Raw genomic sequence first — 21,639 nt, 5'->3', positions numbered from 1 at the left:
CAGCACTTTCGGGTCGTCGTCCTGATCTACCCCGAATCAGCTGTGCCCACACGGATATCGGTGTGTACCTCATCTCGTGGCCTCCGTGATCCGCCCCACAAACTGTCGTAGCGGTAAACGCGTGAGTGGTCCGGCGTCAGTAGATTCGGCAGTACCGACCGACGATGTCCGCCATGGGACCACTGGCGGAGAAAGGCGTATCGATGCTGGAAATGCTTTGCTGGCTTCTACTTCCGCCGTCGTCGTTCAAGAACCGGGTACTGCGGTTGTTCGGTCATCGAATCGCCGGCACCGCCAGAGTCGGTCCGACCGTTGTCCGCAACGTCGGGCGCTTTGAGCTGGGCGAAGGCACTCGGATCGGAGCATTCAATGTGGTCCGCGGGCTGGGGTTGGTGCGTTTCGACGACTACGCGGCGATGGAATCGTGGAATTGGATATCGGCACACCCCGCCTTCCAGCAACTCGACGCTCGGGCCGGGACGCTGTTCCTCGGCTACGGCGCGAAGCTGGGCAGCAGGCACTACGCGGACTGCTCCGGCACGATCGTCGTCCGCGAGTACGCCGCGGTCGGCGGCAACCGGTGCCTCCTGCAGACCCACGAGCCCGATTTCGCCCACAAGCGCCAAACGGTCGGCCGGATAACCGTCGGACACCACTCACTGGTCGGCAGCCGAGCCGTGATGCTGAAGGACAGCCACCTTCCCGATCAGTCGCTGCTGGCCGCCAATTCGACCCTGACCCGCGGATCGACACCTGAGTCGAAGCGCGGGCTGTACGCCGGGTCGCCGGCCACCTGGAAGCGGGAGACCCATGGTGAGTACTTCGACCGCGACACGCTCAGCATGACCGAACATGTGATCGACAGCCCCATGGGTGTGCTGCCCGAGGACCGTGCGCTCGACACCGGACCGTTCGGTCCCTGACCGGCCTGCACGCCCCGCGAACCCATTTGCCCCATGCGTGGACACGTCTCAGTCCGGACGGAACGTGACGCGCGCCACGCCCACCTCTCTTAGACCAGTCTTAGGGTTACCGATAGCATCGTGACCCATGACGAGCGTTACCGAGCCGTCCGCCGAGCACCAGGTGGACATCCACACCACTGCAGGCAAGCTGGCTGATCTCAAGAGGCGGGCCGAGGAGACGCTGCATCCTGTCGGCGAAGAAGCCGTGGAGAAGGTGCACGCCAAGGGCAAGCTGACGGCCCGAGAGCGCATCCTCGCGCTGCTCGACGAAGGTTCGTTCGTCGAGCTCGACGCGCTCGCCAAGCACCGCAGCACCAACTTCGGCCTGGAGAACAACCGGCCGCTGGGCGACGGTGTGATCACCGGCTACGGCACCATCGACGGCCGCGACGTCTGCATCTTCAGCCAGGACGCCACCGTCTTCGGCGGCAGCCTCGGCGAGGTCTACGGCGAGAAGATCGTCAAGGTCCAGGAGCTGGCCATCAAGACCGGCCGCCCGCTGATCGGCATCAACGACGGCGCCGGCGCCCGCATCCAGGAGGGTGTGGTCTCCCTCGGCCTGTACAGCCGGATCTTCCACAACAACATCAAGGCCTCGGGTGTCATCCCGCAGATCTCGCTGATCATGGGCGCGGCGGCCGGTGGCCACGTGTACTCCCCCGCCTTGACCGACTTCATCGTCATGGTCGACCAGACCAGCCAGATGTTCATCACCGGCCCCGACGTCATCAAGACCGTCACCGGCGAGGACGTCACCATGGAGGAGCTGGGCGGCGCCCACACCCACATGGCCAAGTCCGGTACCGCGCACTACGTCGCCTCGGGTGAGCAGGACGCCTTCGAGTACGTCCGCGATCTGCTGAGCTACCTGCCCCCGAACAACTACGCCGAGCCGCCGCACTACCCGGTCGCACCGGCGCAGGGCTCGATCGAAGAGACCCTGACCGACGAGGACATCGAGCTCGACACGCTGATCCCGGACTCCCCGAATCAGCCGTACGACATGCACGAGGTCATCACCCGCATCCTCGACGACGACGAGTTCCTCGAGGTGCAGGCCGGCTACGCGGGCAACATCGTGGTCGGCTTCGGCCGGGTCGACGGTCGCCCGGTGGGCATCGTGGCCAACCAGCCCACCCAGTTCGCGGGCTGCCTCGACATCAACGCCTCGGAGAAGGCCGCCCGGTTCATCCGGACGTGCGACTGCTTCAACATCCCGATCGTCCTGCTGGTCGACGTCCCAGGCTTCCTGCCCGGCACCGACCAGGAGTACAACGGCATCATCCGCCGCGGCGCCAAGCTGCTCTACGCCTACGGTGAGGCCACGGTCGCCAAGGTCACCGTCATCACCCGCAAGTCCTACGGCGGCGCGTACTGCGTGATGGGGTCCAAGGACATGGGCGCCGACGTGGTCGTCGCCTGGCCGACGGCTCAGATCGCCGTGATGGGCGCCTCGGGCGCGGTGGGCTTCGTCTACCGTTCCCAGCTCAAGGACGCGGCCAAGAACGGCGAAGACGTCGATGCGCTGCGCCTGGAACTGCAGCAGACCTACGAGGACACTCTGGTCAACCCGTACATCGCGGCGGAGCGCGGTTATGTCGACGCGGTCATCCCGCCGTCGCACACGCGCGGCTACGTGGCCAATGCGCTGCGACTGCTGGAGCGCAAGATCATCCAGATGCCGCCGAAGAAGCACGGGAACATTCCGCTGTGAGCGGGGCGAACGATTCAACCGCTGTGAGCGGGGCGAGCGATTCAACCGCTGTGAGCGGGGCGAACGATTCAACCGCTGTGAGCGGGGCGAGTGAGGCGACTGTGGCCGACGAAACCGCCGCCGAAGAGGTCAAGGCCGACCACGAGGCACACATCAAGGTGCTGCGTGGTGAGCCCACCGACGAGGACATGGCGGCGCTGATGGCCGTCCTCAGTGCCGCCGGTGGCGGCGGCGACGCCGGCCCCGTGGTGCGGGAGCGCAACCTGTGGGGCCACCCGGTGGACAAGCTGCGCTACTCGATCTACAGCTGGCAGCGGGTGACGCTGCTGGAGCGCACCCACATGCGGCGCTAGTGGGCCGTTGATGAGCGCTTGCGCGAAGAAGAGACAGCACTGAATGACCCGGGTCGTCCTGGGTTCGGCATCGACGGGCCGGCTTGGCGTTCTGCGCCAGGCCGGCCTCGATCCGTTGGTGGTGGTGTCGGGTGTCGACGAGGACGCCGTCATCGCGTCATTGGCCGATGCGCCGCCCGAGCGCGTCGTGAGTGCCCTGGCCGCAGCCAAGGCAGACGAGGTGCTCACCCATGTACCGGCCGCCGTCTCCGCGGACTGCGTCGTCATCGGTTGTGACTCGATGCTGTTTCTCGACGGACGCTTGTGCGGCAAGCCCGGGGATGTCGATACCGCGCGGCAGCAATGGCAGGCCATGGCGGGCCGGACGGCCCAGCTGTACTCCGGTCATGCCGTACTCGTGGTCCGCGACGGCGCCGTCGCCCACCGGCTGGCCGATACCGGTGTCACCGCAGTGCATTTCGGCTCGCCGACGGAATCAGATCTGGAGGCCTACCTGCGCAGCGGCGAACCACTCGGTGTGGCAGGCGGTTTCACGCTCGACGGGCTGGGTGGCTGGTTCGTCGAAGGTATCGAGGGCGATCCGTCCAACGTGATCGGGCTGAGCCTCCCGCTGCTGCGCCGGATGCTCGCCGAGTGCGGCCTGTCCGTCGCACGACTCTGGGAGGCTTCGGCGCAGCTCTGAAGGCCGAGGGGCGCCCTCACACCCCGGGGGTGAAACCCTCATGCCGGGCGTGCGACCCGCCTTCTTCTGGCCGTGCGAGCTGCGGCGATCCGCACGACCTCCTTCGACGCCCGCCGGATCAGCTCCATCTCGACGCGCTCGACACGCTGACGCCGACCGGCACCGATCGTCTTGGCTCCGGCGGAGAGCCGGTGCACCCACGCGTCGGGTTCGATCAACGCCGTCTCCCACGCCTGCGCGTCGCGCCAGTCGTCCAGGCCGACTGCGGTGGCCTCGCAGCGCAGGGCTGCACCGAGTTCGCGATCGAGAAGTTGGCGCACCGCATCGGCGCACCGCCACGGATCGTTGATCAGCCAGGAATGGTAGGCGCCGGGTATCCGGTACAGCGTCGCGTCGGCCTCGTCCGCCAGTTCCACCGCGCACTCGAACGGCACTATGCCGTCGCTTTCCCCGTGCAGCACCATCGTCGGGACCTCCCGATCCCGTAACTTTCGCAGTAGGGAGCCGCATTTGTCGGATCGCATCAAGGCGCGCGCGGCGCCGACGAAACCGGTGTGCGGCAGCATCTTGCCCATCGACACCGCGGTCAGCATTCGCAGGTATCGGTTGACGGCGGCCACTTTCATCCAGATCGGGTCGCGATACATGTCGGAGACGGCTCCGGCCACGGCGCGCATCATCAGCCGCGGTGACCGCATGGTCGTCTCAAGGGCGGCGTCGAACGACGCCCCTGCCGCAGCGTCGATGAGTAGCGCCGCAAGTACTCGGTCGGGTGCGATCGCGGCGAGTTGTATGACTATCCGGCCGCCCATCGAATGACCGGCGAGGACGGCACGCCGAATACCGAGTACATCGAGCGTGCGCAACACCAAATCAGTGCGGTCGTTCAATTCATCTGCCTCACAAGGCAAATCGACAGTGTCTCCATGCCCGGCAACGTCGATCGCCACGACGAGAAATCCGAGTGCGGCGATACGGTTGAGCAATCGCAGGTAATGCCGCCGGTTGAGGCCGAGGCCGTGCAGGAAGACCATGGGCACGCCGTGGCCCCCGATCGAGACCCCGACCTGGAGGCCATCGTCGAGTTCGAGCACGTGATGCTCGAAGCGCACCCTTCGTCCCGCGAGATCGGTTGCCACCGCGTCCATCCCGGCTCCTTCGTTTTGGAGCGGGTGTACCCCGACAGGGCATTTGCAAACCTGATGGACGAGAACCGCCGCCACAGCACCTGCTCGAGTAGCCTCATGCGTTGGGGCCCAATGCAGTTCGGTTCTACGCCACCGCCCCCTGGCAATCAGCCCACCGGGACGCGAGCTCGGTAGTCGACCTTGCTCATCCGCCCGCTGCCGGCCGCGGCGGGTTCATCACGTTGGGCGATTCGGTGTGCAGGCGCTCGACTGTCGGCTTCAGCTTCATCCCGGCCGGAAGGCCTGAGCTCGCTGGGTAGATCGTGACTCGCCAGATGCTGTTGAGATCGTTCGCGGTGAAACAGGTCTTGTCCAGACACGGCACGCATTGCCGGTTCGGGCCGCACCCGTCGGCGACGGGAATTCCCAGTTTGTTGATGATGCGATAGATGTTCTCCGTATTGCCACCCACCAATGCGGTGCTACCCGCCGGAAGGTCTGTCACGGCTTGAGCTATCGGCGCCCACACACGAGCGCGATGGCCGTTGCGATTCTGCGGGCGGTCGCGGTTGCTCGGTTCGATCTTCCAGTCATCGATGGACCTTCCAGTTCGCAATCTCACGGAACTCGGTTGCCGCCTTGCCATTTGGCTGACGCTGGCGAGCAAGCTTGCCGATGGCTCGCCGTCCGTCGCATGCAAAATCCCACTGACCGGAACCGCCTACCCTTGTTACCGGTGATGCAGCAGTGACCAAACTGCAACCTTTCGAATGGCGGCACGCCGTGCCGATGTCCCGAATAGTCTCAACCTCGGGTTGACACTGGGCCGATGCCAGTCGAAGAAACAATGTGGGATGTTCGCGTAGCACGCGACTTCGAGACCTGCGATCTGGAGCGGCTGCGCGCCGCATTCGCCGACATCATCTCCAAGCGCCTGTCTCCCGGCAAGCGTCTGCTGCGGGTGGTGACCTGGTCTCAGAACGGCGGCTCACTGTTCCGCGCCAACAACGGCGCCCGCCGATTCGCCGTGGCCTACGAGGTGGCGTTCACCGCGTGACTCACCGCCTGGGCGGCGCGTCGAGTTTCGGCACCGCGTTGCCGGGCTTGGCAGGCACGAGAACCGTCCCGTGCGGGTCGACGATGGGCGAGTCGGTGACCAACTGCACCCCCGGATCCAGATAAATGGGCTGCGTCTCGATCTCGGTCGACTCCGCGATATCGCGGGTGCTACACGCGTCGGACGCGGCGCTGTCGACCTGCGGCACATCAGGCTCCCAGCTCAGGTAGGCCGTGATCGGCGCCGGATTGACGCCTCCGGGCGCAAACCGGCTGACGTGGGTCACGCACTGGTAGCGGCCCTTCGGGTTGTGCATGAACTCTTTGAAGCCACTTTGAAACACGTTCGGCGGTTGCAGGTAATACACCTCAAGGACCCGTGACGCCCCTTGCGGCTTCTCCACATAGCCGATGATCGGAAGCGCCCCACGATTCTCCGGCGGCGGTGGCTTGTACGCCGCCACCGCCGCGTCCCAGTCGTCTTTCTTCTTCTGCTCGGCCTCGGCCTCGGTCTTGTCGCGGTCCGTCGACCACGCCAGCCAGGCCAAGATGAGCGCTGCGACGATGACGAACAAGCCGCCGAGGGCCTGCATGCCGTAGCCGGCTTCACTGGGTTCGTTGGCATCGGGATTCTTGTATTTCCACGATTCGGTGGCCCACCAGATCTTCCTCGGCCGTAGCAGCATGAACAGGCCCAGCGGGATACCGATGACAAGGCAGAGGATCGCAAGCGCCACGACAAGCAGCCTAAGGCCGCACAACGGGCCCCGATGCGGCAATCCGCGCCGGTCACCGACACTGCCACACCGCGAATATCCGGACCGACGGTACGCTCATGGTGTGCCGCTGCCTGCTGATCCCAGCCCCACTCTTGCCGAGTACGCCCATCCGGAGCGCCTGGTCACCGCCGACTGGCTGGCCAGCAACCTGGGTCGGCCCGGCTTGGCCATCGTCGAATCCGACGAGGATGTCCTCCTCTACGACACCGGCCACATCCCCGGTGCGGTCAAGATCGACTGGCATCTCGACCTCAATGACCCCAATGTGCGCGATTACATCAACGGTGAGCAGTTCGCCGAGCTGATGGATCGCAAGGGCATCGGCCGCGACGACACCGTCGTCATCTACGGCGACAAGAGCAACTGGTGGGCGGCCTACGCCCTATGGGTGTTCACCCTGTTCGGCCACCCCGACGTGCGCCTGCTCGACGGCGGCCGCGACCTGTGGGTTTCCCACGGCCGCGACACCACGCTCGAGGTGCCCACCCGCCAGTCCAGCGGCTATCCGGTCGTGGAGCGCAACGACGCCCCGATCCGGGCCTACCGCAACGACGTGCTGGACATCCTCGGCAAGCAGCCGCTGATCGACGTCCGCTCGCCTCAGGAGTACACCGGCGAACGCACCCACATGCCCGACTACCCGGAAGAGGGCGCGCTTCGCGGCGGGCACATTCCGACCGCGAAGTCGATCCCATGGGCCAAGGCTGCCCGGGACAGCGGCCAGTTCCGCAGTCGCGCCGAGCTTGAGGAGCTCTACGGCTTCCTCAAGCCGTCCGACGGCGTGACCCCGGAGACAGTCGTCTACTGCCGCATCGGTGAGCGCTCCAGCCACACCTGGTTCGTGCTGACGCACCTGCTCGGGCTTCCCGGGGTGCGCAACTACGACGGATCGTGGACCGAGTGGGGTAATGCCGTGCGGGTCCCGGTGGCTGTCGGACCGGATCCGGGCGAAGCTCCGTGACCATGCCGGCCGCCCTGGCCGAGGTTGTCTCCGACTTCCAGGAGGTGGCCGGCCAGGACAAGTTGCAGCTGTTGCTGGAGTTTGCCAACGAGCTGCCGCCCTTGCCGGCTCATCTTGAGGAAGCGGCGATGGAGCCGGTTCCGGAGTGCCAGTCCCCGTTGTTCCTCGATGTCGACGCGTCCGACCGGGGGAAGGTGCGGCTGTACTTCAGCGCTCCCCCGGAGGCTCCTACGACGCGCGGCTTCGCCGCGATCCTGGCCACCGGTCTGGATGGTCAGTCCGCCGATGACATCTTGGCGGTGCCCGACGACTTCTACACCGCGCTGGGCCTGGCGGCGTTGATCAGCCCGCTGCGGCTACGCGGTATGTCGGCGATGCTGACGCGGATCAAGCGGCGGCTGCGCGGCGCCTGAGCGGCGTCAGGGATTCGTTCGCAGTGCCTTGGCGAGCTTGGGGACGATGTTGCCCCGCGCCGCGGGCATCACCTCGGTTCCATCCTTGTCGGCGATCGCCGAGTCGGTGACGATCGTCGCCTCAGCCGTCACGTCGCGCAACGACACCGCGTGAACATTGAGGCCGGCCCGGGGGCGGCACCTGTCCGACTTCGACATATCGCCGAGTTCCTTTGGCGCCCAATAGAGTTCGGGATACACACTCGCCCGGTCGCCGTCGGCCTTCGTCACGCTCGCCGAGGTGTAGCACGGGTAGCTGAACTTGTCCGACATCGTGCGAACGTACTGGTGCACCGCCTCCCCGGGCGCCAGGTAATACACATAGACCCGCCGCATGCCGGTGGGCGTTGGTTCGGCGAAATAGCCGATCACCGGCAGCCGACCACGCTCTTCCGGCGGTGGCACCACGAAGGCCGCCTCAGCCGCCTTCCGCTGCGCCTCGGCCTCCTGCTGGCGTTTGCCGGCCGCCGACTTCGACATCCCGTCCCCGATGAGCAGACCACCCAGAACGAGCGCCAGGAGGATGAGCAGGACACCGCCGACCCGCGTCATCCCGTAAGCCGTGTCGCTCGGTTCGTTGGCCGCGGGATTGCGGAACCTCCAGGACTGCGTGGCCCACCAGATGCCCCGCGGTGCCGCCGCCATCACGCCGCCCACCAACACGCCCACGACAATCAGAAAAATCCCCACACTCACGGGCCAACAGTAATAGCGTCGGACCGTCGGTCGAGACAGGATTTCAGCCCGTCAGCAGGACTGATGTGTTCACAGAGAAATCCAAGGCGAAACCTACTCGCCGGTAACCGATACCGGTTTGGCGAGCGCCAAGGTGCGGCGCATAAACTGCCCGCGATAGATTCTTAAAGACGTTTCTTAGAGAACACTGCCGAGGAGGCACCGTGGCCAACCACGCCAGCTCAAAGATCTCCAAGGTGCTGGTCGCCAATCGCGGGGAGATCGCGGTCCGGGTGATCCGCGCCGCGAAAGACGCAGGACTGGCCAGTGTGGCCGTGTACGCCGAGCCTGACGCCGACGCACCACACGTACGGCTTGCCGATGAGGCTTTCGCACTGGGCGGCCAGACCTCAGCCGAGTCCTACCTGGTCTTCGAGAAGATCCTGGACGCTGCCGCGAAGTCCGGCGCCAATGCCATCCACCCGGGTTACGGCTTCCTGTCGGAGAACGCCGACTTCGCGCAGGCCGTGCTCGATGCCGGGCTGATCTGGATCGGGCCGAGCCCGCAGTCGATCCGGGATCTCGGTGACAAGGTCACCGCGCGTCACATCGCCGCCAAGGCCAAGGCACCGCTGGTGCCGGGCACCCCGGACCCGGTCAAGGACGCCGACGAGGTCGTGGCGTTCGCCAAGGAGTTCGGTGTGCCGGTCGCGATCAAGGCCGCCTTCGGCGGTGGCGGTCGTGGCATGAAGGTGGCCCGCACGCTTGAGGAGATCCCTGAGCTGTTCGAGTCGGCGACCCGTGAGGCCGTCGCCGCGTTCGGTCGTGGTGAGTGCTTCGTCGAGCGCTACCTGGACAAGCCGCGCCACGTCGAGGCCCAGGTGATCGCCGATACGCACGGCAACGTCGTCGTCGCCGGTACCCGCGACTGCTCGCTGCAGCGCCGCTTCCAGAAGCTGGTCGAGGAGGCCCCGGCCCCCTTCCTGACCGACGGGCAGCGCAAGGAGATCCACGAGTCCGCCAAGCGCATCTGCAAGGAGGCCGGTTACTACGGTGCGGGCACCGTCGAGTACCTGGTCGGCCAGGACGGCCTGATCTCCTTCCTTGAGGTCAACACCCGTCTGCAGGTCGAACACCCGGTCACCGAGGAGACCTCGGGCATCGACCTGGTCCTGCAGCAGTTCAAGATCGCCAACGGCGACGCCCTGGACATCACCGAGGACCCGACCCCGCGCGGCCACTCGTTCGAGTTCCGCATCAACGGTGAGGATGCCGGCCGTGGCTTCCTGCCCGCCCCCGGCCCGGTCACCAAGTTCGAGGCCCCGACCGGCCCGGGTGTCCGGATGGACTCCGGTGTAGAGAGCGGTTCGGTCATCGGCGGTCAGTTCGACTCGATGCTGGCCAAGCTGATCGTGTCCGGCGCCACCCGCGAGGAGGCCCTCGCCCGCTCCCGCCGCGCCCTTGCCGAGTTCAACGTCGAGGGACTGGCCACCGTCATCCCGTTCCACCGGGCCGTGGTGTCCGACCCCGCCTTCATCGGCGACGAGGACGGTTTCACCGTCCACACCCGCTGGATCGAGACCGAGTGGGACAACACTGTCGAGCCGTTCACCGGTGGCGACCCGATCGAGGAAGAGGACACGATTCCTCGCCAGACCGTGGTCGTCGAGGTCGGTGGGCGTCGCCTCGAGGTGTCGCTGCCCGGTGACCTGGCGATCGGCGGAGGCGGCGGCGCTGCCCCCGGCGCGATTCGCAAGAAGCCCAAGGCCCGCAAGCGCGGCGCCAGCGGCGGTGCGGCGGCCTCGGGTGACTCGGTGACCGCGCCGATGCAGGGCACCGTGGTCAAGGTTGCTGTCGAGGAGGGCCAGGAGGTGGCCGCAGGCGACCTCGTGGTGGTTCTGGAGGCCATGAAGATGGAGAACCCGGTGACCGCCCACAAGGACGGCGTCATCACCGGGCTGGCCGTCGAGGCCGGTGCCGCCATCACCCAGGGCACCGTGATCGCCGAGATCAAGTAATTCTTTTCCCGCCGAATGGCCACTTGTGGCACGGATTCTGTTGAATCTTGTGCCGTAAGTGGCCATTCGGCATTCGTGACAGCATTCGTGAAGGCGTTTGACGCCAGGGTGGAGGTCCCGTGGAACCTGTGGAGATCAACAACGGCCAGTGGTATCTGCGCGGGCTGCGCGCCGACGACCGTGTCGACGACCGGCCGGCGCTCACCGACCTGGGTGAGGACGACCTGGACTACGTGCACGATGCCGCCGACGGCTGGGCCGATGACACCCGGTACACGTGGGCCGTCTGTGAACCGACCAGCGGCGAACTGCTCGCGGAGGTCATCCTCGATCCCGTCACCGGATTCCTGAGCAGCCGGGGCAGGCCGGGATTCGAGGACGCCGCCGCGATCTCAGAGGACACCGTGCGGCGCTACGCGACGCAGGTGCTCGGGCTGGAGGTGCACACGTGACCGCCCCCAAGGTCGTCACGGTCACCGGCGCGGCCGGTCAGATCGGCTACGCCGCGCTGTTCCGCATCGGTGCCGGTGCCCTGCTGGGACGCGACGTGCCGGTGAAGCTACGCCTACTGGAACTGCCTGCGGCGATCCGCGCGACCGAGGGCGTGGTCATGGAGCTGGTCGACAGCGCCTTCGACGGGCTCGTCGACGTCGAGATCTACGACGACCCGGTGCAGGCGTTCGACGGCGTCGACGTGGCGCTGCTGGTCGGTGCCCGGCCCCGCAGTAAAGGCATGGAACGCGCCGACCTGTTGGCGGCCAACGCCGCGATCTTCGCCGAGTCGGGCAAGGCCCTGAACGCAGGCGCGGCCACAGATGTGCGCGTCGTCGTGGTCGGCAACCCGGCCAACACCAACGCGTTGGTTGCCGCGGCCCACGCGCCCGACATTCCGTCCGAGCGATTCACCGCGCTGACCCGGCTCGACCACAACCGCGCTGTCGCCGCTCTGGCCACGCATGCCGGTGTGCACGTCACCGACGTGTCCCGGGTGACCGTATGGGGCAACCATTCCCCGAGCATGTACCCCGACATCTTCCACGCGGTGGTCGACGGGCGCCCGGGAGAAGAGTACGCCGCTGACACCGACTGGCTGACCAACGATTTCATCCCGACCGTGGCCACCCGCGGCACCGCGATCATCGAGGCGCGTGGCACCTCGTCGGCGGCGTCGGCTGCCAACGCCGCCATCGACCACGTCCGGGACTGGGTGGACGGCACCGACGCCGACGACTGGACCTCGGTGGCTCTGCCATCCCCCGGCGTCTACGGGGTGCCTGAGGGCGTGGTCGCCTCGCTTCCGGTCCGCGCGGTCGACGGCCGGTGGGAAATCGTCGAGGGCCTGGAGATCAACGAGTTCTCCCGGGCCAGGATCGACGCGTCGGTGGCCGAGCTCCTCGAAGAGCGCCACGCAGTCGAACAATTGGGCCTGCTGTAGCGGTCAGCGCATGTCGATGTCGAGGCCGGTGGCGAGGTCACCGCACTCCACCGCGACGACGTCGTCGCGGCCGCCGAGAAATGCCCGGGCGCCCTGGTCTCCGTCCAGGGTGCCCGTGAGCTCAGCGAGGTGCCTCCGGGCCACGACGACGGGGTGGCCCGGACGGCCCTCGTAGATGGCGCGGGCCAGGCCGGAGCCGGAGCCATGCGCCGCAGCCAGGACCCGGGCGACGACGTCGGCGCCGATGTCCGGCGTATCGACGGTGTGCAGGATGACCCATTGCGCATCGCCCGCGGCGGCGAGCCCTTCGCGGACCGATGCGCTCATGCCGTCGGCCCAACCTGCGGCCACTACGGCGCGGGCCGGCGCAGGCACGTCCACCACGGCAGCGCCCAGTACCACGATCACATCGTCACAGCCGCCACCGGAGAGTGCGGACACCGCACGGCGAAGCCAAACACCCTCTTCGGCAAGAACTTTCGGCATCCCGAAGCGGCTGCCCGCACCGGCGGCCAGCACCACCCCAGCGACGGCTGCGTCGGCGTTCGGCATGCGAACAGTCTGAACTGGAACTCTAAGAATCCACTCAGACAAATTGTCCGATGACCTTGATCGCGGTAGGGTCCAAGGCAGGTTGAGTTCACAGCCGCGGCGGGCGTCAACGGCATACGCGCGGGAACTCGCATTCTTGTCGATCGACGCCGCACCAACAGTTCGAATACGCGTATTACGACTGATGGAGCTAAGAATGACCGTCTTTTCGACAAACGCACTGATCGACCGGACCGACAATTCGCAGGCCGGGTTTTCGACCCGCCGACTGCCGCCGTCAACCGCGGTGATCAGCGCTCACGGTGAGATCGATGCCACCAACGCAAACGAGTTCGCCGGCTACGCATTGCGACACACCGGCGAGGTCGAGCGGTTGGCCGTCGACTTGACCGAGGTCGAGTTCTTCGGCACCGCAGGGCTTTCCGCTCTCAAGGCCATCGAAGCACAATGCTCCGTCCGCGATATCGACTGGGTTCTGGTGCCCAGCAAGCCGGTAAACCGACTGCTCTGCATCTGCGACCCCGAGTCGGACTGGCACACGTGCTACAGCGTGGCTGCGGCCCTGTCCACGCTGAACGGCAAAACCCCGCTACTGCAGCTGGTCACGAAGTCGCGCTAGCGATTTCGCCAGCAGCCTCGATACGTGCATCTGCGAGACACCGACCCGCTCGGCGATCTGAGTCTGCGTCATGGATTCGAAGAAGCGCAGCAGCAGCACTGTCCGTTCCCGCTCAGGTAGTTGAGCGAGCAACGGCCGCAACGTTTCCCGATTGTCGATCTGGTCCAGCCCGTCGTCCAGATCGCCGAGCGTGTCCACGATCGCAGGCGCGTCCTCGTCGCCGCCGCCGCCGCTGTCGATCGAGAGCGTGTTGTACGAACTGCCCGCCACCAGGCCTTCGATCACCTCTTCGCGGTCCATGTCGAGTTCCTCGGCGAGCTCAGAGGCCGTCGGGGCGCGTCCCAGCCGCTGGGACAGCTCCGCGGTCGCCGTGCCGAGCCTCAGGTGCAGCTCCTTGAGCCGCCGTGGCACCTTCACCGACCAACTGTTGTCGCGGAAGTGGCGCCGGACCTCCCCCATGATCGTCGGCACGGCAAACGACACGAAGTCCGACCCGGCCTCGACATCGAACCGGTTCACCGCGTTGACCAGGCCGACACGTGCCACCTGGACCAGGTCCTCGCGCGGCTCGCCGCGGCCGTCGAATCGCCGTGCGATGTGATCGGCGAGCGGCAGGCACCGCTCGACGATCCGCTCACGTTGACGTTCGCGGGCCGGCGAGTCCTCGGACAGTCCGCTCAGTTCGCGAAACATGTCGCGAACATCCGCATATTCCGACGTCACCGCAGCAGGCTCGCTCGCCTCGTCGTCAGGGTGATGCCGTGTACCTGTCCGGCGTCGGACCCGTCACCGTCGGTAAAGGTGTTGACTTCGTCGGTCAGGGAGCTCAGCACGTGCCAACTGAAGCTGCCGTGCTCGACCACCGCGGCCTCCGAGCTGGTGGTCGAAGCGGTGATCACCACGGCTTCTTCACGGGGGTCGACCGTCAGTCGCAGGGTCGAATCCGGCAACGCGGCCCGAATCAAAGCCGTGCAGGCCTCGTCCACGGCCAACCGGAGGTCGGCGACGACGTCGAAATCAAGATCTTCGAATGCTGCTACCGCAGCGATAAGTGTACGTACTACAGCCAGGTTCTCCAGCCTGGCAGCGACCCGAATCTCCACTGACCGCTCCGCGCGGTTCAGCGGCTTGGATTGGCCTCGTTCGTCGGCCATCTCACCTCCCGACATCTCGGATCGACAGTATCCCAGGTGGGGACCCGGCCCTCACGAGGCCGCACTGCTGACCACAACGCGTCGCGATGATGTCGGTCTCGACTTCGACACTGCTGTTCCTTTCCTGCGCAGCCCCACGTGGGACTCCGGCCAGGGATGCCCATCGCGGCGCAAGCTGAAACCTGTGACAAACGTGGGATTATCGAACTTATGGATCCGGACCGTCCCGAGCTGGATCAGCGCTGGGATCAGACCGTCCGGCATGAAACGGAAGCCGAACGGCTTGACCGTAACTGGAGCAGTCTGCTGCAGGAACTGCGGGTCGTGCAGACCGGTGTTCAGCTGCTCACCGGCCTGCTGCTGACTCTGCCGTTCCAGGAACGGTTCTCGATGCTCGACGAGCCCATGCGGGACGTCTATCTCGTGACCGTCGCGTGTTCGGCCGCTGCTACCGCGCTGCTCGTCGCCCCGGTCGGGATGCACCGCATGCTGTTCCGCCGGCACCGGTTGAACCTGCTGGTCTCCGCCGCGCATCGGTGCGCGTTCATCGGGTTGGTGTTGCTCGGGCTCGCGATGACCGGGGTGACCGAGTTGATCTTCGATACGGTTGCCGGGCGTGAGGCCGGAGTGATCGCGGGGGTCATCGCCCTGCTGACGTTCATCGGCGTCTGGCTGCTGCTGCCGTTTGCGATGCGGCTGGGTCATCCGATGTCGACCGGGTCCTCAGTCGAGTTCCGCGCGCAGCGCAGCCAGTAGCGGCTGCGCCGCCTCGTCGAGAAAGCGCTGCTGTCCCTCATCACCGATCTGGACCAGGGCGATATCGGTGAATCCGGCGTCGCGGTACGGCGCCACCGCAGCGACGATCGCGTCCAGATCCGGTCCGCACGGGATGGCATCGGCCACGTCCTCAGGACGCACAAACTTGGTTGCCGCCGCGAATCCCGCCGGGGTCGGGAGATCGGCGTTGACCGCCCATCCGCCGCCGAACCAACGGAACTGGTCATGGGCTCGCTCCACCGCCGCGACCCGGTCTGGATCCCAGCACACCGGAACCTGTCCGATCACGCGTCCCTCGGGCAGCACGCCGGTGGCTTGACGACGCTCCTGCCAGCCCTCGACGATCTCCCGGTCGGGAGCGACGTTGATCAGGTGATCGGCGGCCACGGCGAGCTTCTCGACGGATTTCTCACCCGTCATCGAGACGGCGATGGTCACCGGCACTTCCGGCACGTCCCAGATGCGTGCAGAGTCCACCTCGAAGAACTCGCCCCGGAAATCGATCAGGTCCCCGCTCAGGAGTTCTCGAATCAGCTTGATGGCTTCGGCGAGCATGTCGAGGCGACGGTCGACGGTGGGCCACCCCTGCCCCACCACGTGTTCGTTGAGGTTCTCCCCGCTGCCGAGACCGAGGGTGAACCGGCCGTCGGCCAGGATCTGCACGGTGGCGGCCTGCTGGGCGACTATCGCCGGGTGATATCGGATCGTCGGACAGGTCACATACGAATACAGCTGCACGGTATTCGTCGCGTGGGCGACCGCGCCCAGCACCGGCCAGGCATTGGGAGCGTGTCCCTGACTTGCCAGCCACGGGCTGTAGTGGTCACTGCTCACTTCGAAGTCGAAGCCCGCCTGCTCGGCGGATACCGCGTAGTCGACCAGCTGTCGTGGGCCGCTCTGCTCGGTCATCAAGGTGTATCCGAATCTGGCCATGCCGCAGGAATACCCGTGCAGAAGCTCATGAAACTGGGTATGCGGACACCATGACCGAATCACAGACTCTGCAGACTGAGCGCACCGGCGAGCGGCGGATGCGGATCTCGATCACCTGGGTGCTGGCGGTTTTGACCGTCCCCGCGGCCGTGTTGGTATTCCTGTACGGCATGGGTGCGGTGATGGGCATGGCCGGGTGCACCAGCGAGGCGTGCGCGGACAAGGGCCCGGGCGAATTCTGGTTCGGGATTCTGTTCTACGGCGCGCCGGTGGTGCCCGTGGTCACGATCGCCGTATCGATATTCACTGCGCGGCTGCGCTACGGCGTTCTGGTCCCGGTGATCGGATTGGCATTGCTGGCAATCGATTTCGCGGTGCTGGCACTCACCTTCTGAGCCACACCGCATCCTGAGCCACACCGCATCGCAAGACAGGGACCCGGCCGCACAGCGGCCGGGTCGCTCGTCGAAAGGCTCAGCTGCTGGGCCGCTGCCTCATGACGCCGGGATGATCGGTGTACCAGCGATCCTCGATGCGACGCACACGCATGTGCTCGAGCGCCAGCCACATCGATCCGATGAGGAATCCGGCGGCAGACAATGTGCCCACCATCAATCCGACATCGGAATGGCCGGTGGCGAACGCCGCCAGAGTGCCGACGAACAGCACCAACCCCACGAGGATCAGTACCAGCGCGGGCATGATCACGTTGTCCTTCATCGACTCGCCGGCATGCGGCCGGGTTGTCCGGGCGTGGTCAACTGGATCTTTTGGGCCATGCATGGCTGCTCCTTCCGCCATTTCTCGCCCCACCTGCCGTACATGGGCTGCCTTCCACGGTAGATCTCCCGGGCGACTCTGGCGACAAAACCAGCATGATCGCCTTCTGCAGTTACAGAACCCCGTGCGCTGCGCGAACGACCCGGCCCCGACGGGTGCCGTCGGGGCCGGGTCGTTCCGCGGTGGGTCAGGTCAGTGATTGCGGAGCATCCCGATCAGCTCGCGCTTGTTCTTGTCGGAATATCCTTTGATGCCAAGCTCTTTGGCTCGCTTTCGCAGATGATCGACCGTCCAGTCGTCATAGGAACCCGACTCGCCGCCGGCCCGTCCGACACTCGAACGTCCCTTGGCGGCAGCAGCGTTCGAGATACGCGCGGCCTTCTCCTTCGAGTTGCCCTCGTCGCGCAGCTCCTCGTAGAGCTTCTCGTCCTTGATCGACGGATTCGGCATCGTGCATCTCCCTTTCTCAGTACCAGCTTCGCCGCCCGGCAACCGGCCGGCCGATGGCTCCGAGCAGCCAGAACACGCCGCCGATGACCAGCAGGATCACGCCGACCACCCAGAGCAGGTAGATGTTGAAGATCAGGCCGAGGATGAGCAGAATCGCTCCGAGCAGAATCATGGCGACCTCAATTCACGGCGGCGATGGGGGCCATCGCGCTGGGTTGGGGCAAACGGCATTCGTCCACCTTCGGATTTACGCCCGCGTAGTTGAGCGGACCGGCGATGACCGTGAGCGCTATCGCGCCCGCAGTCGCGCAGTTCGTTGATCCACCATGGAAATAATCGCGCTGCCAGGCTGCGACCACGCCGATGATCAGCCAGATGAGCACGAGTGTTCCAAACAATCCACCAAGTCTCATGACATGCGAAGTACCCCGCTGACGCGCGGGTCAAACTTGAGGCAACCGGGTCGATTCCGCTCATCGGTAAGCGTAGACTTACCGTTCGTGACGACTTACCCGTCGGCAGATCCGTGGGCCGCCCTGGCCGACGGCACCCGGCGGGCCATCGTCAGGAGGTTGGCTTCGGGGCCGATGGCGGTGGGCGAATTGGCCCGCGACCTCCCGGTCAGCCGGCCGGCGGTCTCACAGCATCTGAAGGTTCTGAAATGCGCTGGGCTGGTGACGGATCGAGCCGTCGGAACCCGTCGCCTCTACCACGTCAATCCTGAGGGTGTCGCGGCCCTGCGCGCCGAGTTGGACGCCTTCTGGGGCCAGGCGCTGGACGCCTACCGGAACATCGTCGAGCAGGAGGGAGAGTCGAAATGACACCCGCAGAAGTCGAGCCCATCCGCAAGAGTGTCGTCGTCGACACAAAAGTGGAACGGGCGTTCACCCTGTTCGTCGATCGATTCGATGCGATCAAGCCCCGCGAACACAATCTGCTCTCGGTTCCGATCGCGCAGACCGTCTTCGAACCCCGCGTCGGAGGCAAGATCTACGACGTCGGGACCGACGGCAGCCGATGTGAGTGGGCACGAGTCCTGGTCTACGAGCCGCCCACCCGCATCGTCTTCTCCTGGGACATCGGACCGACGTGGCGCCTCGAATCCGACCTGGATCGGACGAGCGAGGTGGAAGTCCGCTTCATCGCCGAAGGCAACGATCGCACCCGGGTCGAGTTGGAGCACCGACATCTCGAGCGCCATGGCGACGACTGGCGGGCGGTGGCCGGCGGCGTCGGCGGCGACGCCGGATGGCCGCTGTACCTGGGGCGCTTCCTCGACCTGGTCACCCGGGAGGGATCACGATGAGCACCGACGAACCGTCGCTCATGGACCTGGCCTGCGCAGAGCGAACCGACCTCGCCGAATTCCTGGCCACCCTGACGCCCGAGCAATGGCGCACCGAGTCATTGTGCGCCGGATGGACCGTGAAAGACGTTGTCGCACACGTCATCAGTTATGAGGAGCTCAACCTCGCAGGGTTGGTGAAACGCTTCACAAAGGGACGGATCGTGCATGCCAACGAGGTCGGAGTCGCCGAGTACTCGGCGATGTCCACCGACGAACTGCTCGCGTTTCTCCACCGACATCTGCGACCGCAGGGCCTGACCGCCGGATTCGGCGGCATGATCGGCCTGGTCGACGGCACCGTCCATCACCAGGACATTCGCCGCGCACTCGGCCGTCCCCGAGTGGTGCCCGCGCAGCGGTTGCAGCGAATACTGCCGTTGGTACCGGGTAACCCACGACTCGGGGCGGGACGGCGGATCAGAGGACTCCGGTTGCGGGCCAATGACATCGAATGGGAGCACGGCGACGGCCCGGAAGTCACCGGCCCCGGCGAGGCGTTGCTGCTGGCCATGACCGGCCGCAGACAAGCCGCCGAAGAACTCACGGGCCCCGGCGCGGCGACCCTGCTCAGCCGGCTCTGACAAGTCATCCGCGAGCACCACGGCCCTGAAGTTCTATTGTTCCGGCCCACTATGGCGTAGAGTCCAACTCAGGTTGAGTTCACAGCCGCCCCGGAATCGTCATCGGGTGCAGGGTAGTGATACTCCCTGTATCCAGGGGTTTTGAGTCCACAGAGCCTGAAGAGTGACGTGACCGCAGTAATTGCTACTGAGGGAGTCACGATGTCCACCATCACCGCCGCGAAGCCGGCGAAGCAATCTTCCACCGACCGCAGCCACGCGCAATTTTTTGCCCAATGGCTGTGGCCGGCCACTTCCGTGATCAGCGTCCAAGGTGAATTGGACGCGTCCAACGCCACCGAGCTGACCGACTGCGGGATCCGGAACAGCAGGCCGCGCGGACAGCTGGTCCTCGACCTCAGCGCAGTCGAATTCTTCGGCGCGGGCTGCTTCGCCTGCCTACACACCATCAACGTGAGGTGTGCCTGCGAGGGCATCGACTGGGTATTGATTCCGAGCGCTGCCGTTGCCCGGGTGCTGGGGATCTGCGATCCCGCCTGCGCCCTGCCGGTCTCCAACGAGCTTCCGGCCGCCCTGTCGATGCTGCGCGATCAGCCGCAGCAGCTGCAGTTGGTGAACGTGCATCACTGACGTCGCGCTGGGGCCCCATGCCGCCGGACGGTCAGCGAGATGCCCAACGTCGGCTTGGGGTTGCCGGTGCGCTCGAAATCGGCGTCGTCGACGAAGGTCTCAACGCGGTCGGTGAGCGCCTCCAGTACCCGTCTGCTGAAGCCGCTCAAGACGGCACTGCCAGGGACGCTTTCGACGCCGTCACAGTCCGTCGACACGCGGACGTTGAGTTCGTGTAGGCGGGGGTCTTCAACCAGCACCAGAGAAGCCCCTGGAGCGGCGATGCCGATCAGCACCGTACACGCTTCATCAACCGCCAGCGCCAGATCGTCCGCGGTGTTCCTGCCGAGGTCTTCATTGTCGGCCAGGCAGCCTGTCATGGTTCTCACCATGGCCAGCGAGTCGGCTCGGGCGGGTACCCGGAGTTCAACGGCGCGCGCTCCGGGCGTGTGGCCGGATCCCCGGCGGGGTATTCGCCGACTGTGCAGCACAGTGAGCCGAGGCCCTGGTACCGAGTCAGACGATGACATACATGTCGCGTACCCGCCGCCATCCGGTCCCTAAACCAGAGTGTCGGACCCGATGAGGCTGCGTCGCAGCGTCGTCGGTGGTCCGGGGCTTCGCCGGGTACGCCGCGGACGTGGATTCGGTTACCGCGACGAAGATGGTGCTGCCGTCACCGATGCGGCAACCTTGAAGCGCATCGAGGATCTGGTCATTCCGCCCGCGTGGAAGAAAGTCTGGATTTGTCCCCACCCCAACGGACACATCCAGGCCGTCGGCACCGACGTTGCGGGACGGCGACAATACCTCTACCACTCCCAATGGCAGCAGGACCGCAGCGAGGAGAAGTTCGACCGGGTGCTTGAGCTCTCAGCGGGGCTGACCGACTGGCGTACCGGCATCGCGGGTGATCTGCGTCGGCGCGGGCTGACCCGCGATCGCGTGCTGGCGCTCGGCCTTCGTCTGCTCGACCTCGGGTACTTCCGGGCTGGTGGGGATCACTACGCCGAGGAGAACAATTCGTTCGGCATCGCGACGCTGCTGCGCGAACACGTCACGCTGCGGCCGGATGCGGTCGGATTCGACTATCCGGCCAAGAGCGGCGTGCGTCGCACGCTGGTGGTGGAAGATCCAGCGGTGGTACGTGCGGTCCGGTCGCTGCAGCGCGCCCGGGGCAATGGCGATCGCTTACTCGCGTACCGCAACTCGTCGGAGTGGATCGAGGTCCATGCCGAGGACCTCAACGTGCGTTTCAAAGAGATGGTCGGTGACGAGTACACCGTGAAGGATCTGCGGACGTGGCATGGCACAGTGCTGGCGGCCGAGGCGTTCGTGGACGCGGATCCGCCGGTCGACGACAAGGTGATCAAGCGCGTCGAAGCCGCTGTGATGCGCGAGGTCTCCGAGGCTCTCGGCAACACCCCTGCGGTCGCCCGTAGCGCCTACGTCGACCCCCGGGTGGTCGACGGGTATCGGGACGGGTTGACCATTGCGGCCGGATTCCGCCGCGCTACCCGCACGCGGAACAGCAACCGACGCCAGGAGATCCTGGACCGCAGTACAGCCCGGCTGATCCGGAAGGTGGCGCGCCGGGCGTGACCGGACACCCGGCGCGT

31 protein-coding genes are annotated in these 21,639 nt (G+C 66.0%); 18 read left to right on the top strand and 13 right to left on the bottom strand.

Annotated elements, in window-relative coordinates; genetic code table 11:
* Window positions 1–164: 164 nt before the first annotated feature.
* The 4 genes from AC4ELS_RS00385 to AC4ELS_RS00370 all read left to right on the top strand — a co-directional run bounded on the left by AC4ELS_RS00385 (window position 165) and on the right by AC4ELS_RS00370 (window position 3,714).
* Window positions 165–923 carry an acyltransferase gene (locus tag AC4ELS_RS00385; protein ID WP_498885168.1) on the top strand — a complete coding sequence of 253 codons (759 nt, stop codon included), beginning with the start codon at window positions 165–167 and terminating at the stop codon, window positions 921–923.
* A 127-nt stretch (window positions 924–1,050) separates the two neighbouring features.
* Window positions 1,051–2,679, top strand: coding sequence for an acyl-CoA carboxylase subunit beta (locus AC4ELS_RS00380; RefSeq protein ID WP_064886477.1), 1,629 nt, complete (start codon window positions 1,051–1,053; stop codon window positions 2,677–2,679).
* Window positions 2,680–2,729: 50 nt separating this feature from the next.
* Window positions 2,730–3,032 carry an acyl-CoA carboxylase subunit epsilon gene (locus AC4ELS_RS00375; RefSeq protein ID WP_064959661.1) on the top strand — a complete coding sequence of 101 codons (303 nt, stop codon included), beginning with the start codon at window positions 2,730–2,732 and terminating at the stop codon, window positions 3,030–3,032.
* Window positions 3,033–3,075: 43 nt separating this feature from the next.
* Entirely contained in the window at window positions 3,076–3,714 is a 639-nt protein-coding gene (locus AC4ELS_RS00370; protein ID WP_064959568.1) for a Maf family protein, read from the top strand.
* Window positions 3,715–3,752: 38 nt separating this feature from the next.
* On the opposite strand, the gene AC4ELS_RS00365 is transcribed toward AC4ELS_RS00370, so the two are convergent.
* Window positions 3,753–4,862, bottom strand: a complete 1,110-nt coding sequence (locus AC4ELS_RS00365; RefSeq protein WP_499045167.1) for an alpha/beta fold hydrolase — start codon at window positions 4,860–4,862, stop codon at window positions 3,753–3,755.
* A gap of 184 nt (window positions 4,863–5,046) precedes the next feature.
* Window positions 5,047–5,346, bottom strand: coding sequence for a hypothetical protein (locus AC4ELS_RS00360; protein ID WP_448442507.1), 300 nt, complete (start codon window positions 5,344–5,346; stop codon window positions 5,047–5,049).
* 324 nt (window positions 5,347–5,670) lie between these two features.
* On the opposite strand from AC4ELS_RS00360, the gene AC4ELS_RS00355 reads away from it, so the two are divergent.
* Window positions 5,671–5,898 (top strand): hypothetical protein, encoded by a 228-nt coding sequence (locus tag AC4ELS_RS00355; RefSeq protein WP_234927067.1) that lies wholly within the window; start codon window positions 5,671–5,673, stop codon window positions 5,896–5,898.
* Window position 5,899: 1 nt separating this feature from the next.
* Here the strand turns inward: AC4ELS_RS00355 and AC4ELS_RS00350 are convergent, their stop codons facing one another.
* Window positions 5,900–6,634, bottom strand: a complete 735-nt coding sequence (locus AC4ELS_RS00350) for a DUF6199 family natural product biosynthesis protein (protein ID WP_499045165.1) — start codon at window positions 6,632–6,634, stop codon at window positions 5,900–5,902.
* Between the two features lie 103 nt (window positions 6,635–6,737).
* On the opposite strand from AC4ELS_RS00350, the gene AC4ELS_RS00345 reads away from it, so the two are divergent.
* Together AC4ELS_RS00345 and AC4ELS_RS00340 are read left to right on the top strand one after the other, a co-directional pair.
* A complete protein-coding gene (locus AC4ELS_RS00345; RefSeq protein WP_064886484.1) occupies window positions 6,738–7,637 on the top strand; it encodes a sulfurtransferase in 900 nt (299 codons plus the stop codon).
* 2 nt (window positions 7,638–7,639) lie between these two features.
* Complete coding sequence (locus AC4ELS_RS00340) at window positions 7,640–8,050, top strand: SufE family protein (RefSeq protein WP_064886485.1); 411 nt, start codon at window positions 7,640–7,642, stop codon at window positions 8,048–8,050.
* Window positions 8,051–8,056: 6 nt separating this feature from the next.
* On the opposite strand, the gene AC4ELS_RS00335 is transcribed toward AC4ELS_RS00340, so the two are convergent.
* Entirely contained in the window at window positions 8,057–8,785 is a 729-nt protein-coding gene (locus AC4ELS_RS00335) for a DUF6199 family natural product biosynthesis protein (protein WP_499045163.1), read from the bottom strand.
* Between the two features lie 203 nt (window positions 8,786–8,988).
* Between AC4ELS_RS00335 and AC4ELS_RS00330 the strand changes: the two genes are divergently transcribed.
* The 3 genes from AC4ELS_RS00330 to AC4ELS_RS00320 all read left to right on the top strand — a co-directional run bounded on the left by AC4ELS_RS00330 (window position 8,989) and on the right by AC4ELS_RS00320 (window position 12,217).
* Window positions 8,989–10,782 (top strand): acetyl/propionyl/methylcrotonyl-CoA carboxylase subunit alpha, encoded by a 1,794-nt coding sequence (locus AC4ELS_RS00330; RefSeq protein WP_499045160.1) that lies wholly within the window; start codon window positions 8,989–8,991, stop codon window positions 10,780–10,782.
* A 119-nt stretch (window positions 10,783–10,901) separates the two neighbouring features.
* Window positions 10,902–11,234 carry a hypothetical protein gene (locus tag AC4ELS_RS00325; RefSeq protein ID WP_055111886.1) on the top strand — a complete coding sequence of 111 codons (333 nt, stop codon included), beginning with the start codon at window positions 10,902–10,904 and terminating at the stop codon, window positions 11,232–11,234.
* Window positions 11,231–12,217, top strand: a complete 987-nt coding sequence (locus AC4ELS_RS00320; RefSeq protein WP_448442500.1) for a malate dehydrogenase — start codon at window positions 11,231–11,233, stop codon at window positions 12,215–12,217. Before AC4ELS_RS00325 ends, AC4ELS_RS00320 begins: the two co-directional genes overlap by 4 nt.
* Before the next feature lie 3 nt (window positions 12,218–12,220).
* Here AC4ELS_RS00320 and AC4ELS_RS00315 read toward each other — a convergent pair whose 3' ends face one another.
* Window positions 12,221–12,769 carry a nucleotidyltransferase family protein gene (locus AC4ELS_RS00315; protein WP_448442498.1) on the bottom strand — a complete coding sequence of 183 codons (549 nt, stop codon included), beginning with the start codon at window positions 12,767–12,769 and terminating at the stop codon, window positions 12,221–12,223.
* Window positions 12,770–12,965: 196 nt separating this feature from the next.
* Here AC4ELS_RS00315 and AC4ELS_RS00310 point away from each other — a divergent pair, with 196 nt between their 5' ends.
* The gene (locus tag AC4ELS_RS00310; protein ID WP_448442496.1) at window positions 12,966–13,388 is read left to right on the top strand and encodes an STAS domain-containing protein; all 423 of its coding nucleotides are present in this window, start codon (window positions 12,966–12,968) and stop codon (window positions 13,386–13,388) included.
* On the opposite strand, the gene AC4ELS_RS00305 is transcribed toward AC4ELS_RS00310, so the two are convergent.
* Together AC4ELS_RS00305 and AC4ELS_RS00300 are read right to left on the bottom strand one after the other, a co-directional pair.
* Window positions 13,359–14,081, bottom strand: coding sequence for an RNA polymerase sigma factor SigF (locus AC4ELS_RS00305; RefSeq protein WP_236734879.1), 723 nt, complete (start codon window positions 14,079–14,081; stop codon window positions 13,359–13,361). The genes AC4ELS_RS00310 and AC4ELS_RS00305 overlap by 30 nt on opposite strands.
* A gap of 26 nt (window positions 14,082–14,107) precedes the next feature.
* Window positions 14,108–14,542, bottom strand: coding sequence for an ATP-binding protein (locus AC4ELS_RS00300; protein WP_448442494.1), 435 nt, complete (start codon window positions 14,540–14,542; stop codon window positions 14,108–14,110).
* Window positions 14,543–14,752: 210 nt separating this feature from the next.
* On the opposite strand from AC4ELS_RS00300, the gene AC4ELS_RS00295 reads away from it, so the two are divergent.
* The gene (locus AC4ELS_RS00295; protein ID WP_499045157.1) at window positions 14,753–15,298 is read left to right on the top strand and encodes a DUF6328 family protein; all 546 of its coding nucleotides are present in this window, start codon (window positions 14,753–14,755) and stop codon (window positions 15,296–15,298) included.
* Here the strand turns inward: AC4ELS_RS00295 and AC4ELS_RS00290 are convergent.
* Window positions 15,266–16,252, bottom strand: a complete 987-nt coding sequence (locus AC4ELS_RS00290; RefSeq protein ID WP_463789955.1) for an LLM class F420-dependent oxidoreductase — start codon at window positions 16,250–16,252, stop codon at window positions 15,266–15,268. The genes AC4ELS_RS00295 and AC4ELS_RS00290 overlap by 33 nt on opposite strands.
* A gap of 50 nt (window positions 16,253–16,302) precedes the next feature.
* On the opposite strand from AC4ELS_RS00290, the gene AC4ELS_RS00285 reads away from it, so the two are divergent.
* Entirely contained in the window at window positions 16,303–16,647 is a 345-nt protein-coding gene (locus AC4ELS_RS00285; RefSeq protein WP_463789954.1) for a hypothetical protein, read from the top strand.
* A 79-nt stretch (window positions 16,648–16,726) separates the two neighbouring features.
* Here the strand turns inward: AC4ELS_RS00285 and usfY are convergent, their stop codons facing one another.
* From usfY to AC4ELS_RS00265, 4 genes are all read right to left on the bottom strand, one after another.
* Window positions 16,727–17,035 carry a protein UsfY gene (gene usfY / locus AC4ELS_RS00280; RefSeq protein WP_064886496.1) on the bottom strand — a complete coding sequence of 103 codons (309 nt, stop codon included), beginning with the start codon at window positions 17,033–17,035 and terminating at the stop codon, window positions 16,727–16,729.
* Window positions 17,036–17,224: 189 nt separating this feature from the next.
* Window positions 17,225–17,482, bottom strand: coding sequence for a DUF7218 family protein (locus AC4ELS_RS00275; RefSeq protein ID WP_064886636.1), 258 nt, complete (start codon window positions 17,480–17,482; stop codon window positions 17,225–17,227).
* A gap of 16 nt (window positions 17,483–17,498) precedes the next feature.
* Window positions 17,499–17,654 (bottom strand): hypothetical protein, encoded by a 156-nt coding sequence (locus tag AC4ELS_RS00270; RefSeq protein WP_088304566.1) that lies wholly within the window; start codon window positions 17,652–17,654, stop codon window positions 17,499–17,501.
* 7 nt (window positions 17,655–17,661) lie between these two features.
* The gene (locus tag AC4ELS_RS00265) at window positions 17,662–17,895 is read right to left on the bottom strand and encodes a hypothetical protein (RefSeq protein WP_055111862.1); all 234 of its coding nucleotides are present in this window, start codon (window positions 17,893–17,895) and stop codon (window positions 17,662–17,664) included.
* Between the two features lie 87 nt (window positions 17,896–17,982).
* On the opposite strand from AC4ELS_RS00265, the gene AC4ELS_RS00260 reads away from it, so the two are divergent.
* The 4 genes from AC4ELS_RS00260 (at window position 17,983) to AC4ELS_RS00245 (ending at window position 20,041) form a co-directional block, all read left to right on the top strand.
* Window positions 17,983–18,303: an ArsR/SmtB family transcription factor gene (locus AC4ELS_RS00260; protein WP_448442485.1), complete on the top strand. Its 321-nt coding sequence runs from the start codon at window positions 17,983–17,985 to the stop codon at window positions 18,301–18,303.
* Complete coding sequence (locus AC4ELS_RS00255; protein ID WP_499045153.1) at window positions 18,300–18,788, top strand: SRPBCC family protein; 489 nt, start codon at window positions 18,300–18,302, stop codon at window positions 18,786–18,788. Before AC4ELS_RS00260 ends, AC4ELS_RS00255 begins: the two co-directional genes overlap by 4 nt.
* Window positions 18,785–19,411 (top strand): maleylpyruvate isomerase family mycothiol-dependent enzyme, encoded by a 627-nt coding sequence (locus tag AC4ELS_RS00250; protein WP_448442481.1) that lies wholly within the window; start codon window positions 18,785–18,787, stop codon window positions 19,409–19,411. Before AC4ELS_RS00255 ends, AC4ELS_RS00250 begins: the two co-directional genes overlap by 4 nt.
* A 201-nt stretch (window positions 19,412–19,612) precedes the next feature.
* Window positions 19,613–20,041 (top strand): STAS domain-containing protein, encoded by a 429-nt coding sequence (locus AC4ELS_RS00245; RefSeq protein WP_448442479.1) that lies wholly within the window; start codon window positions 19,613–19,615, stop codon window positions 20,039–20,041.
* Here AC4ELS_RS00245 and AC4ELS_RS00240 read toward each other — a convergent pair.
* Window positions 20,035–20,400 carry a hypothetical protein gene (locus tag AC4ELS_RS00240; RefSeq protein WP_448442477.1) on the bottom strand — a complete coding sequence of 122 codons (366 nt, stop codon included), beginning with the start codon at window positions 20,398–20,400 and terminating at the stop codon, window positions 20,035–20,037. The genes AC4ELS_RS00245 and AC4ELS_RS00240 overlap by 7 nt on opposite strands.
* A gap of 202 nt (window positions 20,401–20,602) precedes the next feature.
* Between AC4ELS_RS00240 and AC4ELS_RS00235 the strand changes: the two genes are divergently transcribed.
* Window positions 20,603–21,622 (top strand): DNA topoisomerase IB, encoded by a 1,020-nt coding sequence (locus AC4ELS_RS00235; protein WP_448442475.1) that lies wholly within the window; start codon window positions 20,603–20,605, stop codon window positions 21,620–21,622.
* Window positions 21,623–21,639 lie beyond the last annotated feature (17 nt).

This window comes from Mycobacterium shunyiense, assembly GCF_058270035.1.
The sequence above is the reverse complement of the archived record's forward strand: the minus strand, read 5'-3'. Positions and strand labels throughout refer to the sequence as shown.